Origin of the sequence: Microbulbifer celer (assembly GCF_020991125.1) — a bacterium.
Classification (GTDB): domain Bacteria; phylum Pseudomonadota; class Gammaproteobacteria; order Pseudomonadales; family Cellvibrionaceae; genus Microbulbifer; species Microbulbifer celer.
Map to the genome: position 1 here is coordinate 2,387,426 of NZ_CP087715.1, position 14,029 is coordinate 2,401,454.

Here is a 14,029-nt window from a genome sequence, read left to right on the forward strand (position 1 = left end):
GAACTTGCCCGTAAAGGCATTTATTTACTGAACGAAGGAAGCTGTGGTTTGCCCTGTACGCCTTTGCGGCTGACATCCACCACCGCGGCGTCTTTGAGGAAATTGCGCCCTACCAGCAGCGGAAATTCAAACTCGTCCCGCTGAATCAAGTTGACCTCCACCATATGGGTCACTTCGCCCACCGTAAGGCTCATATCCACCACCGGGCGGCGTTGACGATCAAAGCCCGGGCGCGACACACGCACATGGCGCTTGATGGGTAACTCAATCTTTACGGGTTTGGCCTCTTCTCCCGCAGAGAGCTGGAAGCGGACCCACTGGTTACCATCGCGCTCGAAGGGCACCATTTCCAGTACGCTGAGCGAACTGGTGGCCGCACCAGTGTCAATCAGGGCGCGCAGGGTGAGGCCGCCGGGCTCAACGGTAACGGACTCTTCCGAGCCGAGCACCATACGATCTTTCGCAACCGGTACTTCAACCACTTTTTCATAGTTGCGCTCAATCACCCGTTCTACCACTTTGACTTCCGGCTCGGCGCAGACCACCGTCTCTATCGGCGGGCACTGGCTCGGGTCTGTCGCCTCCACCGGTGTCTCGGGCTCGGTCGTCGCGGGGGATTGTGACGCAGGGCGCGAAAAAAGCTCGCAGCCGGTCAGCCACTGGGTGATCAGCAACAGGGATACTAAAGGCAAAAACCGCATTGTTCTTATGACTACCTTAGGGCCGACTCGCCAGCCCTGTGCGATGTTTATCGGGTTAAATTCAGGCGGTATCACGACGCAGGCCAGTCCTTCGGCCCCAAAAACAAAGGCCGGATACTACCTTATCCGGCCTGCACCATCCATTCTACGACGGCAGTATGGACTACCTGCGAAAGAAACCTCGAGCGGCTCTCCCCTTCAGGGGTGACCGCTAGAGAGACTGCATACTACCAACCGGTCACAATCATTCAAGCGCCACCACAATCAACAGGGAGACGAACTTCGCGTTCTTCAGTAGTACCCCCGCTCCAGACATTCATCGATCGCGAGTAACTTACTGACCAATCCCTGCGCCGGCAAATCGCTGCCGCGGAAAAACTCTTCCGCCATGGGTGCGATGCCACATTTGGCAGGCAACGGCAGCTCGGACTCCACCAGCTGGCGCATACGCGGCAGAAAAACAAATTGCAGCCACTGCGGCAGGCTGAGCGTGTCTACGCAAAACGGCTGGGTGCTGGCCAGGGCTTCCGCAGAGGGCGGTTCAGCCTGCCACTCCCCGAGACGACGCAACTCTCCTTCGAGCTCCAGCAACAGGGTGGCGATTTCGGGATAGATCGACTTCATGATGGCAATTTAGTTCAGTTTCCAGAATACGTTACAGAGAATCCGGGCGCGCCCGGTATATGATGACGGCCCGCAGCCGGGCTGCGCTTATCCGATCTCACGGCGAAATGGCGGCAGGGAGTCGAGCATCGCCCTGCCGTAGCGCTTGGTGACAATACGCCGATCCAGCAGCGTTATGGTGCCGGTATCGGACTCGGTACGCAGCAGGCGCCCGCAGGCCTGAACCAGTTTGAGCGCTGCGTCGGGTACGGTAATCTGCATAAACGGATTGCCGCCCTTCACTTCGATCCACTCCGCCAGTGCGGCCTCGATGGGGTCATCCGGCACCGCGAACGGCAACTTGGCGATAACGACGTGCTGGCAGTAATCACCGGGCAGGTCGAGCCCCTCGGCAAAACTGGCGAGCCCGAACAACACGCTGCGCCCGCCGTTATCGACACTGTGGCGATGGCTGTCGAGCAACTGCTGCCGGGACTGCTGCCCCTGCATCAGAATCCGGTTGCGCCAGGTACCGGGCAGGGATTCGTACACGGTTTCCATCTGCCGGCGAGAGGCAAACAGCACCAGTGCACCGCCGTCGACGCCATCCAATATTTCCGGCAGTGCGTCGATCACGGCACTGGTGTGCAGATCGGCGTTGTTGGCTTCCACGGCATCCTTCGGTACCCGCAACGTCGCGCGGGAAAAATCGAACGGACTGGGGACCACTTCGTAGCTGGCGTTGTCGGGCGTGCCCGCGCGCATCTTGAGCCGGTCGAAACGCCCCAACGCCGTCAGTGTGGCAGAGGTGAGGACAGCGCCGTAACAGCGGCGCCACAGGCCGTACTCGAGCGTCTTGCCGGCAAGGATGGGAGAGCTGCACACTTCAAAATCAAACGAGCCACCCCAGTCCACCAGGGTCACCCAGCGGGCGTGGGGCACTGATCCGGTATCAACACGGGAGTAGTTGGCCCACAGTTCAAGATTGGCTTCGGCGCGACCGTGCCAGCCGCCCAGAATCGGATACCAGCGCTCCAGATCCACCACCGGGACGGGGCTGTGGGCATCTTCCATCATCCGCTGCGCCGATTGCACCATTTTGCCAAGCAGCGCTTCCAGTTCGTCAAAATCTTCACGCAGTTGCTCCGCGAGTTGCATCAACGACTCGGGGACCTCTCCACCTTCAAAGCGGTGTCGACTGCTTTGTCCCCCGTAGCCCTGCCCGCCGTTCTCCTTGCCGGAACGAGCGCGGTCCTGGTCAAAGTCGCACAGGTCTTCCAGTAATGGCCAGGCCATTTCCAGTTTCTGTTTAGCGCTGGTGAACAGCCCGGGCAGGTCTTCACCGGCGCGATCCAGCTCGCCGCCATCACCGATTTCACTCAACAGCTGGCCGAGGTTCTTGTTGGCCTGATCCAGCCAGTTGGTGGTGGCCCCAACCCGGCTGTGCTGGGCAAAGTGGTTCAGCGCTTTGTCCGGCAGATGGTGCGCTTCGTCCAGCACATAGATGGACTCTTCCGGTGCTGGCAGGATCGCACCGCCACCGAGGGCGAGGTCCGCCAACAGCAGGTCGTGATTGGCGACAATCACCTGGCTCTTGCCTAGGCGCTCGCGGGCGCGAAAGAAGCTGCAGCTGGAAACGTGCGGACAGCGGCGGCCACTGCACTGGCGGTGGTCGGTAGTCACCCGGCTCCAGTCTTCGGGTTCAATGGTGTCTTTCCAGTTGTCGCGGTCACCGTCCCAGCTGCCGGTGGCCAGTTGGTCGGCCATTTCCCGATACAGCTTGATGCCAACCTCGTCCACCTGGGGTTTTTCGTCTTCGTAAAGTGCCAGGGAGGTGCCCACGCCGCTGGAAGTCAGCTCGGTGAGCAGCTGGTCGAGCTTGGACAGACACAGGTAGCGGCCGCGCCCCTTGGCGAGGCTGACATCAAACTTGAGCCCGCTGTGGCGGATCAGTTCGGGCAGGTCCTTGTAGATGATCTGTTCCTGCAGGGCGACGGTGGCGGTGGAGACGACCAGGGTCTTGCCGTGGGAGATTGCGAGGGGAATGGCGGCCAGCAGATAGGACACCGTTTTACCGGTACCGGTGCCCGCCTCCACCACACAGATATGCTCGCCATCGGTTTTGCCGTGATCGCGCTCACCGGCGCCATTGCGCTCAATGCCGCCGAGACCGCGGGCGATGGCGGCAATCATCAGCTTCTGGCCATAGCGGGCTTTGAGCTCGCGGCCGTTGAGAAACTGACGATAGGCGCCTTGAATGGATTCTTTGTCTTTGTCGCTGAGCACTGGGAACCGGCTGAATTGCAAGAAGAGTTAAATCAGCCGGGCATTATCCACGCTTGGTCAGGGTATAGCCAATTTTCATCGCTCAGTGGCGTCAAAGCATTGAGTATTCGTTTTACTGCTCAAACGCCAGCCGGGAGACCACCGGATTGGCGTAGGCACGGATGGCCTTGTCCCGCCAGCGCTCGTCGATGGCGGCCATGCGCTGTTCGAACTTCTCACGAATTTCCTGGTGCTCATCCGGGTGCCAGGGCTTGGCCGGATAGCCCACTGGCAGCGCCGGTGCCTCGCCATAAATCATCTGATAAGCGATCAGGTTGGTGGGGTGCAGGACATAGTCGCTGATAATCTGGCGATCAATCTCGTCCGCCAGCGCGCCCACATCGGAGAAATCCCCCTCAATCGGCGTACCAAAGGCCGCATGCACGTGGCCCTTCTGGCCCACCACCCCCTTGCCGATGCTCGCCAGATCCTCGTGTGCCTGTTTTTCGTACTCGTCCTGATGCTCGGTGATATACAGTTCCCGGGCCTTGTAGCGGTCACACGGATCCCACTCATAGGAAATCGACAACGGTACGATGTGCAGCTCCCGCCAGAAGTCCGCAAACGGCTGCTCCTTCGGTTTCGCCATCGCAAACATCGCCGCCAGTGCCGGATTCGTGCGATCCAGGCCGTCCTTCGCACGACCGGCGCGCTGGGCAATCCACACGTGCTCGTTGTCATTGACAATGGAATGGTGGATGTAGCGGGAAAGGGTGATCGCCGCATTCAGCTTTTCCCGGCGGCTGCCGGAGCTGCGTTTGACCACGAAGCACTTGTTCAGCTTCATGATGTCGGTGGCGAATTGCTTGGACAGCAGGTTGTCGCCGATGGCGATGCGGGAGGTTTCGTGACCCTCTTTGTACATTGAGAGGATCGCCAACGCAGGATCCATGGCGATATCCCGGTGATTGGCGACGAACAGGCAGGCGCGATCCTTGGGCAGGGTATCCAGTCCGGAGATGGTCAGGCCGCAGCTGGTACGATTGACTACGCGTTCCGTATATTTGGCGATGACATCCTGCACCCCGCGCACGTCTTTCGCCTTGCGGAATTCAAAACGCACGAACTGACGCACCAGCCAGGCCAGCGGGCGCTCAAGTTTGCTCGCAGCACCGGGCAGCAGGAAATGCGCCACAATGCGGGACATCTCCGGGTCTTCCACCAGGCGGCGCAGGACCGGACGCACCTCATCATCCCGGTAGGGGCGGATATCATCAAACTGACTGGGATCCAATTTCTCTTTACTCATGGAGCTCATTTACCTGCCAACATCGGCGCGCCAACTAACGCGGCTGCGCACTGGCTCGTTCTTATTTTGGCCCGGGGCGAACACCCCGAACAAAAACCGGCGCAGAACATACCGGATGCAGCCGCGAACTGCCAGTATTCGCCGCTTGCGAAGCCGGAAGTGGAGCACAGATCGCCACCGCGATTCCAACCGAACACGGTGCCGATTAGCAAAGTGCGAGCCATCGCTATAGACATCTGTCTGGGCTGCCCGGAAAATAGACCGCTTTGCCGCCCGCTAACGATTGGGCGTCTACCGGGCCTATCCGCCCGCATCAGAACGATAACAACGTTTCCAGGCGCCCGGTCACCCCGGCACCGCCGCCAAGAAAAGCAGGAGAACGCTTTGAGCCAGACCGCGTCCAGTCAACCTGATACTGAACACCACACACCCAGCCTCCTGGATGCCCTCATCCCTCTCCTGATCCTGATTGCCCTGCTCTCGCTCTCTGTCTTCTTCTACGGCGCAGACTCGTCCTACGGCCCCAACCAGATCGCGCTGCTGCTCTGTGCCGGCGTAGCCGCCCTGATGGGGATGAAAAACGGTTTCAGCTGGAGTCAGATGGAAAGCGGGATGCTGCACGGCATTGGCCTGGTCTTCGGTGCCATCCTGATCCTGCTGGCGGTGGGTTCCCTGATCGGCAGCTGGATCCTCGCTGGCACGGTACCATCAATGATCTATTACGGCGTACAGATCCTGTCGCCCCAGTGGTTCTACGCCGCCAGCTGTATCATTTGCGCGGTGGTGGGCCTCAGTATCGGCTCCAGCTGGACCACCGCCGGCACCCTGGGCGTGGCCCTCATGGGCATCGCCGGTGCATTGGGCCTGAATCCGGCTATCACTGCCGGTGCGGTCATCTCCGGCGCCTACTTCGGTGACAAGATGTCGCCGCTGTCCGATACCACCAACGTCGCAGCTGCGGTTACCTCCAACGACCTGTTCCTGCATATCCGCCATATGCTGTGGACCACCATTCCCGCATTTGTCATCGCACTGATCATTTTTTCCATCATCGGCCTCACCAGCAAAACCGGCCACGCATCCGCCAGCGACATCCAACAACTGCTTTCCGCCCTGCGGGACGAGTTCCATATTTCCATTGTGAGCCTGCTGCCGCTGGTGCTGCTGCTCGCCATGGCGTGGAAAAAGGTCCCCGCCTACCCGACGCTGATGATTGGCGCACTGGTGGGCTGCGTGATTGCGATACTCTTCGAGCCCAATGCCACCCGCCAGCTTGCCGGCGGTGAAGGCCCACTGAGCCTGGTGAAAGGTGCCTGGCACGCGCTGTTCGATGGTTACAAATCCACCTCCAGCAATGAAGCGGTAGCTTCCCTCCTGTCCAAGGGCGGAATGAGCAGTATGCTCAACACCATCTGGCTGATCATCTCGGCGATGGCTTTCGGCGGGGTGATGGAGCGCGCCGGCTTCCTGGATCGTATCGTCAACTGGGCACTGTCTGGCGTGAAGACCGTCGGTGGCCTGGTGACCACTACCGTATTCACCTGCTTTGGCATGAATGCCGCGGCCGGCGACCAATATATGGCCATCATCATTCCCGGGCGCATGTTCCGCGAGGCGTTCGAAGACAAAGGCCTGCACGGGCTGAACCTGTCTCGCACACTGGAAGACTCCGGCACCATCACTTCGGTGCTGATCCCCTGGAATACCTGCGGCGCCTACATGAGCGCGACCCTCGGTATTGCCACCTTCACGTATGCGCCCTTCGCGCTGTTCAATTTGCTGTGCCCGCTGCTGGCCATTGCCTACGGCTGGCTGCACTTCAAGCAGATGCCGCTGGGCAAACAGGACGTATTGCCGGTAGCGGAAGAGGCTCCCGCGCAATAACCTTCTACCTTCTCATCCACATCCTGAACACAACAGGGAGCGCCCGGCGCTCCCTGCCAACACCCCGGTATGACCGTGAGCGAGCACCGTGAGCAAGCAAAGTAACGACACGCCTTCAAACCCCGCCCCCACAACACTGTCCGGGTTGATTGCCGCTGCCAACTTCCGGCTGCGCTGGTTTGATCTCGGCCGCCGGGTGCGCGAGATCCATACCGAAACCGCCGAACAGTTTGAAGCCGGCGAAACACCCTGGCCGCACCCTTACCTGCGTCACGCCTGGTGCGGACTGTTACTGTGGCCGAAGGCCGACACGGATGGAGCACCCGTGGCATGGTTCCTGCGCCTGCCATTGGACGAACAGGGCAAACTCCTGTTACCCGTCCGCGACCGCTTCCTGCGACAACTGGATGACGCCCTCAAGCCCATCGCCGGTGCCACCGACCAGCAGAATTCAGATCCGGCGGCGCGCCTGCAGCGCGCACTGGACGACAGCGGACTGACGTATACGCCGCCGGACGAGCGTCGCGCAGTATTCCACGCAAAAGCGGCCCAGCGCCTCAAACACCCGCCCAGCAGCCACTGGCCCGCGGCGCAAAAATTCGCAGAACAACCCGACCACACCGCCTGGCAACACCTGGCATTACAGGGCATCGCCGACCTGGCAGTGCGCTGGCAGGAGGTAAAACCCACCCTGGTGAAACACACCGGTGAATACCCCGCACCGTTTCTCATCAGCCTGTGCCAGTGCCTGGAAGGCGAGCCGGTTGACGGCACGCTCACCAGAGCGCTGATCCGGCGTGCTGATACCGTACTAACAAATATTGATGCCGCACCGGGCGACCGGGAGTCACTGGCGCCTGCAGACCTTGCCCTGTTGACGGCGATCGTCCGGGGCATCTCTCACAGTACCGAGGCCCACCTGCGGCAGGACTTTCTGCTGAAGCTGCTGGAGTCTCCCGCGGCCGCCAACGGCGAGGTGCTGGCTGCAATCGGCAGCCGCTGTTGCGACGACCTGCTGATTCCCGAACTGGCTGAACTGTGGTTACAGAACCTCAGTGAAAGTCAGCCTCAACAAACTTTCAACCTGCTGCTGACAGATCTCCTGTTCCTGCCACAGCTGCGCAATGTACTCCTGGAAACCCTGCGTAACCCGGAACGATCAGAGGCCATCGCCCGGGCATTTGGCGAGTTTTTACAACCCAGCGGGCAGTAATCTGGATATCATTTGCCTGCCCTTTTATTCCGTTCCGGCAGGTACCCTGCCCTGCCGGAGACTCCCCCATCGCCGATGAGCAAAAATTAGCCGCACAATTCAACCCGGATTTTGCCCTCGGTTGAAAAATTTTACGCCCCGTACTGTTTGCGCATCACACGAAACGTCGCTTGACCCGCCAGAAATTTATTCCCCGGCAAGAAAAAAAATTTTTTCTCACTTTACTGAAGTAACAGCCCGCCCAATACAAACTCAAAAAAATCCTGAAATGGCGCCAGACGCTACGTATACAGACTTTTTCCTGTGACAAAGTGGCGGCTGTTTTATCCCCAATTGCCCCTTGGCGGCTATTTTAACCGCGCGCCTATTACACTCCATTGGGCGGTATGTTTGTAGAAAAGATTTTTACAAAGCACACCAAACAGGTGACGTTTTATTGTCTATGCTATTGACTGACATCAACGGAAAGGAGTTAGGGGATGAATTTCACTCCAGCAAAGTACTTAACCGGAATTATTTGTGCACTGGTCCTCGCAGGTTGCTGTGCGCCGGCTCCGATGCCGGCCGCCTGCCCTCCGGGCTCAGAGCAGATTCCGACTTCCATGGCCTGTCCTGCGGACGCGGATTGCTGGATGGCATCCGATAACGTGCGCTGCATGAAGGTGGTTAAATAACCACATTCATAACAGGACATGCGAGATGCCGCTCTTTCTGAGCGGCATTTCGTTCTGGCCACCCCGGTTCGACCAACCTCGCACAACAAACCGCTGAAACTTGCCCAACGGTAACTCGCAGTAATTTCTCGCTTTTTACGTATTACACGTTTTCTCCGTTTCTACTCTTTCCTCCCTCTGCCTGCCGACAGGTATCACATCCGAATCCGTTACAATTGAAACTGCATACCCGATGCCGTATTCATATCTTCACACTGTCATAACACCATGCCCGGTCAACGACCGCCACTTCCTGTTGACGGATAAACTTCCTGTAGAAAACACCGGCATCCCGTGATCGAGCCACATGATCTGCTGGCCGTATGCGTCATTTGTGGTTAATATTTGCGCCTGTAAATTTACTACAAGAACGGCTATACATACTCATGGACGCACTCCCACTCACAGCAGCTATTGCCAAACTCCAACAGCACCAGAAGCAACACCACTGGTCGCTGCGTGAACTGTTCGCAGAATCTCCCGAACGCGCGCAACAATTCAGCGCATCGGCGGCGGGCCTCTATCTGGATTACAGCAAGAACCTGCTGCGGGAAGACACCCTGGCACTGCTGCTCGAATATGCGGAAACTGCGAATCTGAAGCAGTCCATCAACGATCTGCTTTCCGGCACCAACATCAATAACACCGAGCATCGCCCTGCCCTGCACACCGCTCTGCGTTTCCAGGGAGAACCCACGACAGAGCACGAACAGGCGGTGGCCGAGTGCCGCGCGCAGATGAAAGCGTTTGTAGAGCGCGTGCTCAGCGGCGAATGGACCGGTTTCAGCGGCAAGGCCATCCGCCATGTGGTCAATATCGGTATCGGCGGATCCGACCTGGGCCCGCGTATGGTGTGTGAAGCCCTGCGCCCCTGGCACCAGGAAGCGCTGGATGTACACTTCGTGGCCAACATCGACGGCGCTGACCTGAGCGATACCATCGCTGCACTGCCCGCTGACGAGACCCTGTTCATCGTCGCTTCCAAGTCCTTCTCCACGCTGGAAACCCGTCAGAACGCGCTCTCGGCCCGTCAATGGGTGATGGATGCAGGCTGCAAAGAGTCGGAGTTGGAAAAGCATTTTGTCGCCGTGAGCAGCAACATCACTGCCGCACTGGATTTCGGAATCGCCGCGCAGAATATTTTCCCGATGTGGGACTGGGTGGGCGGTCGCTATTCCCTGTGGTCCGCCATTGGCCTGCCCATTGCCCTGGCCTGCGGATTCGAGGCGTACAGCGAGCTGCTTGCCGGTGCCAACGCCATGGATACGCACTTTGCAGAAGCGCCGTTTGAGCAGAACCTGCCGGTACTGATGGCGCTGATCCACTTCTGGTATCGCCAGACCTGGGGCGCCGGCAGCCTTGCGGTTCTTCCTTACGCACAGCGCCTGGCCAAGTTCCCGGCGTGGCTGCAACAGCTGGATATGGAGAGCCTGGGCAAGCGCGTTACCCGCGATGCGCAACCGCTTACCTACCCAAGCGGTAGTGTGATCTGGGGTGCCGAGGGCAGCAACGGCCAGCACTCGTTCCACCAGTTGCTGCACCAGGGCACGGATATGATTCCCGCCGACTTTGTGGCGATCAAGGAACCCACTTCCGAGCTGAAAGAGCAGCACCGGTGGCTGCTGGCCTGCTGCCTGAGCCAGAGTCAGGCGCTGCTCCAGGGCAAGTCCCTTGCGGAGGCGCGCCAGGAGCTGGAGGCTTCCGGGCACACCCATAAAGAAGTACACCACCTGGCGCCGCACAAGGTGATTCCGGGTAACCGCCCGAGCAATACCCTGATCGCCGAGAAGCTGGATCCGTTCCACCTGGGCAGTCTGCTGGCGCTGTACGAGCACAAGGTATTTACCTTCGGCACGCTGCTGGATATCAATCCGTTTGATCAGTGGGGTGTGGAACTGGGTAAAGTGCTGGGCAATGCTGTGCACGATGCCATCGAGGGAGATATTCCTGCGGACTGGGATGGGTCTACGGCCAATCTGCTGAAGATGCTATTGAAGTAACTTTTTTGCTCAGTGGCCGCCGCTCAGGTAGCTGGGTGGCGGCAAAAACTATCTACGAAGCACCAGGGCTTTTCTTAACCTGCTGCTCCAACAGAGGGTTGATCAGATCCATCGGCAGCGGGAACACTATCGTGGAATTCTGCTCGCCGGCAATATCGATCAACGTCTGCATATACCGCAGGGTAATCGCATTGGAGTTCTTCGACAGCTCCCTAGCCGCCTCGGTGAGTTTCACCGCCGCCTGCGCTTCACCATCGGCGTGGATCACCTTCGCCCGCCGCGAACGCTCCGCCTCTGCCTGCTTGGCAATGGCCCGGATCATACTCTCGTCGAGATCGATATGTTTGATCTCTACATTGGTCACCTTCACGCCCCAGGCATCCGTCTGTTCATCCAGAATCTTCTGGATATCCACATTCAACTTATCCCGCTCGGAAAGCATCTCATCCAACTCATGCTTACCCAGCACCGACCGCAACGTCGTCTGTGAAAGCTGGCTCACCGCCTCATCATAATGCTCCACATTGATAATCGCCGACTGCGGATCGATCACCCGGTAGTAAACCACCGCATTCACCTTCACCGAAACGTTATCGCGACTGATCACATCCTGCGTCGGCACATCCATCACCACCGTGCGAAGATCCACCCGCTCCATGGTCTGGATCACCGGAATAATAATGATTAGACCCGGCCCCTTCACCGACTGAAAACGTCCCAGAAAAAATACCACCGCGCGCTCGTATTCCCGCAGCACCCGGATCGCGTACATCACCAGCAGAACAACTGCCAGCCCCAGCAGGGTGAAAAAATAGCTGACCATAAACATGCTCCCTGAAATTCAATTTTTATTCCGGCTGCACGGGTTTCACTTCCAACCGCAACCCCTGCTCCGCCGTTACCTGTACCATCTGCCCCATGCTCAAATCACTACCGCTGTGAGCCATCCAGATTTCACCATCGATTTTCACCAACAGTGTTGGTGTCACCTCCGCTACCACGCCAGTGCGCCCGACCATGGCTTTATTGCTCGCCACCTTCGGTTTGCGCAGACTGCGTCCCACGGCGTAGAGCAGCCCCATCAACGCGAGACCACTGATGCCGGCAATCGCACCAATCAAACCTTTTGAGACCTGCATACCCGGTACATCGCTATCGATCAGCATCACCGAACCAATAATCAATGCGATCACCCCGCCAATCCCCAGCGCGCCAAAGCTGGGGACAAAAAATTCCGCCGCAATCAGCAACGCCCCCACTACGATCAATGCCAGGCCGGCGTAATTGATGGGCAAAACCTGTAGCGCATAGAGTGCCAACAGGAGACTGATCACCCCCACGATCCCCGGCACCATGGCGCCGGGGCTGTAACCTTCAAAAATAAGCCCGTAGATACCGATCAACAGCAGGATATAAGCCACTTGCGGATTGGTAATGATTGCCAGCAGCTCGTTGCGCCAGTCCGGGCTGTATTCCACCACCGGTAACCTGGTGGTTGCCGGGTCGATCTTGCGTGTGCCGGATGCCATTGCTACTTCCCTGTCGCCCACCTGCTGCAGCAGGTCAGTCCGGTTCTCGGCGACAATATCGATCACATTCTCTTGCTGCGCCTCGGTTGCGGTCAGTGTGGCTGCCTCGCGCACCGCTTTCTCCGCCCAATCCGCATTGCGTCCACGGCGGTTGGCCAGGCCGCGGATATAGGCGACCGAGTCGTTGATGACCTTGCGCTCCATGGTGGATTTGGGCGGCGGGGTGGATTCAGTGCCATCGGCACCCTCACTCTCCCCCTGCTTTCCGTCTTCGCCCGTATCACCTTCCATTTTTTCTGGCTTGGGTTTGCGCTGTTCGGGCCTTTCACCGGGTGCATCTCCCTGAGGATCCTGCCCGGGCATGCCCCCCATCTGCACCGGTGTGGCGGCGCCGAGGGTGGTGGATGGTGTCATCGCGGCAATATGACTTGCGTAGAGAATATAAGTACCGGCACTGGCGGCACGAGCACCGGCGGGCGTGACGTAAGTAATGTAGGGGATATCAGAGGCGAGAATGTGCTGGATGATGTCTCGTGTCGCCGCATCGAGGCCGCCCGGCGTATCGAGGCGCACAATGATGAGTTGAGCGCCTTTCTCTCTCGCCTCGTCGCTGGTACGCACCAGGTAATCGGTAGTGGCCGGCCCGATGGCACCGGATATGGAAAGCTCCGCAATATGTGGCTCATCGGTATCGAGGTCGGACTCCTGCGCCGCCAGCGACAGCGACAGCGACAGTGAAAGAGACTGCGCTACCAGCAGCAGCAACCAGAAGGCAACGCCTTTCGACAACCGCTTGATCATAGGATTATTCCGGGGGCGGAAGCGGGAGAATGGAAATATGAGCGTAACAGACTGGCCAGGAGATGGAGGGAATCAGGCGCCCACTGTCGTCCCTGCGTCGACCGAATTCGCGCTTTATACCGACAAATTCTACTTATACGGAACTCCCTCAGTTGCGGGACATCCAATCCATTGGATGGAATACCGCTACGAGTCACTTAATCAATTCCGCAATCAGCACCGAAAATATCATCGCAGCAGACGGATCGCAGTAACCAATCGTGTCATATCCCGCCACATATTTTGTACCCCCCCAATACCACCGGGGGCAGAGTCGGCGAACGGTTGTCGCGTTGGGGGTTGCGCTGTGCCTGCACGGTGTCGCGCTGTTTGTCCCGGTTCAATTCTATTCAGCAACACCATCAAGGCCGGATCCACTGCGGATAAAGCTCTCGTTCGAATCACACGACCGCAATATGCCCGGCTCACTGGAGCGACCTACCCCCGAGGCCGAAGAGCCTGCAAAGCAGTCGCGTCCGGCTACATCGAATCCAGTATCGCCCGATCCAGGGGCGACAGGCCCCGAAACGCCACCAGCCCCGCTTCCCAAGCAGGCCATTCCAGAATCCAAACCGACCTCCCGGAAACAACAACCTGCGCTCCGGCCAGAGCCCGCGGGTGTACCCGAAAAGAAATCGCAGAACCTGACAGAGCCTCCCGGGAATTCAGCCAGCCACTCGGACGGCGCCAAATCCCGCTCGACGGTTTTCGACCCCAGGCTGTCACAGCAACTTCAGAAAGCGCGCAATAGGGTGCAAAAGTTTGAAACCCGCGATACTAACCAGGCAACTGAAAACGGCGTGTTCATTCAGCGAGGCAATAAATGCTGGGAGTTTAAGAAACTGTTACCGGCAGGCAATGAAACCAACGTGACGCAACGATTCAATATCAACTGCAGCGAGCGCCGCAGAACACAGGAAGATATCGACCGGCTTGCAGAAAAGTACGGCATTCCCTGAAACCGGCCCATTA

Annotated in this window: 10 protein-coding genes; 4 read left to right on the plus strand and 6 right to left on the minus strand. The window is 58.6% G+C overall.

Going from position 1 to position 14,029, the window contains the following annotated elements; all coding sequences use genetic code 11:
* Window positions 1-20: 20 nt before the first annotated feature.
* The 4 genes from LPW13_RS10025 to LPW13_RS10040 form a co-directional block, all read right to left on the minus strand.
* Window positions 21-692, minus strand: coding sequence for an ATP-dependent zinc protease family protein (locus LPW13_RS10025; protein WP_230435067.1), 672 nt, complete (start codon window positions 690-692; stop codon window positions 21-23).
* A 300-nt stretch (window positions 693-992) separates the two neighbouring features.
* A complete protein-coding gene (locus tag LPW13_RS10030) occupies window positions 993-1,325 on the minus strand; it encodes a YqcC family protein (RefSeq protein ID WP_230435069.1) in 333 nt (110 codons plus the stop codon).
* A gap of 87 nt (window positions 1,326-1,412) precedes the next feature.
* On the minus strand, window positions 1,413-3,590 hold the full coding sequence (gene dinG, locus LPW13_RS10035) for an ATP-dependent DNA helicase DinG (protein ID WP_230435071.1): 2,178 nt from the start codon (window positions 3,588-3,590) through the stop codon (window positions 1,413-1,415).
* 112 nt (window positions 3,591-3,702) lie between these two features.
* Complete coding sequence (locus LPW13_RS10040) at window positions 3,703-4,878, minus strand: 1-acyl-sn-glycerol-3-phosphate acyltransferase (protein ID WP_230435073.1); 1,176 nt, start codon at window positions 4,876-4,878, stop codon at window positions 3,703-3,705.
* 384 nt (window positions 4,879-5,262) lie between these two features.
* Between LPW13_RS10040 and nhaC the strand changes: the two genes are divergently transcribed.
* The 3 genes from nhaC to pgi all read left to right on the plus strand — a co-directional run bounded on the left by nhaC (window position 5,263) and on the right by pgi (window position 10,688).
* The gene (nhaC, locus tag LPW13_RS10045; protein ID WP_230435075.1) at window positions 5,263-6,762 is read left to right on the plus strand and encodes a Na+/H+ antiporter NhaC; all 1,500 of its coding nucleotides are present in this window, start codon (window positions 5,263-5,265) and stop codon (window positions 6,760-6,762) included.
* Between the two features lie 88 nt (window positions 6,763-6,850).
* On the plus strand, window positions 6,851-7,975 hold the full coding sequence (locus LPW13_RS10050; protein ID WP_230435077.1) for a DUF3549 family protein: 1,125 nt from the start codon (window positions 6,851-6,853) through the stop codon (window positions 7,973-7,975).
* A 1,099-nt stretch (window positions 7,976-9,074) separates the two neighbouring features.
* Window positions 9,075-10,688, plus strand: coding sequence for a glucose-6-phosphate isomerase (pgi, locus tag LPW13_RS10055; protein ID WP_230435079.1), 1,614 nt, complete (start codon window positions 9,075-9,077; stop codon window positions 10,686-10,688).
* Between the two features lie 52 nt (window positions 10,689-10,740).
* Here the strand turns inward: pgi and LPW13_RS10060 are convergent, their stop codons facing one another.
* Window positions 10,741-11,511, minus strand: a complete 771-nt coding sequence (locus tag LPW13_RS10060) for a slipin family protein (RefSeq protein ID WP_230435081.1) — start codon at window positions 11,509-11,511, stop codon at window positions 10,741-10,743.
* 25 nt (window positions 11,512-11,536) lie between these two features.
* Window positions 11,537-13,018: an NfeD family protein gene (locus LPW13_RS10065; protein WP_230435083.1), complete on the minus strand. Its 1,482-nt coding sequence runs from the start codon at window positions 13,016-13,018 to the stop codon at window positions 11,537-11,539.
* Between the two features lie 332 nt (window positions 13,019-13,350).
* Between LPW13_RS10065 and LPW13_RS10070 the strand changes: the two genes are divergently transcribed.
* A complete protein-coding gene (locus LPW13_RS10070; protein WP_230435084.1) occupies window positions 13,351-14,016 on the plus strand; it encodes a hypothetical protein in 666 nt (221 codons plus the stop codon).
* Window positions 14,017-14,029: the final 13 nt, after the last annotated feature.

Coding starts and splice junctions, on each gene's coding strand:
- LPW13_RS10030 (WP_230435069.1), bottom strand. CDS start 1,325: ATGAAGTCGATCTATCCCGAAATCGCCACCCTGTTGCTGGAGCTCGAA.
- LPW13_RS10040 (WP_230435073.1), bottom strand. CDS start 4,878: ATGAGTAAAGAGAAATTGGATCCCAGTCAGTTTGATGATATCCGCCCC.
- pgi (WP_230435079.1), top strand. CDS start 9,075: ATGGACGCACTCCCACTCACAGCAGCTATTGCCAAACTCCAACAGCAC.
- LPW13_RS10060 (WP_230435081.1), bottom strand. CDS start 11,511: ATGGTCAGCTATTTTTTCACCCTGCTGGGGCTGGCAGTTGTTCTGCTG.
- LPW13_RS10065 (WP_230435083.1), bottom strand. CDS start 13,018: ATGATCAAGCGGTTGTCGAAAGGCGTTGCCTTCTGGTTGCTGCTGCTG.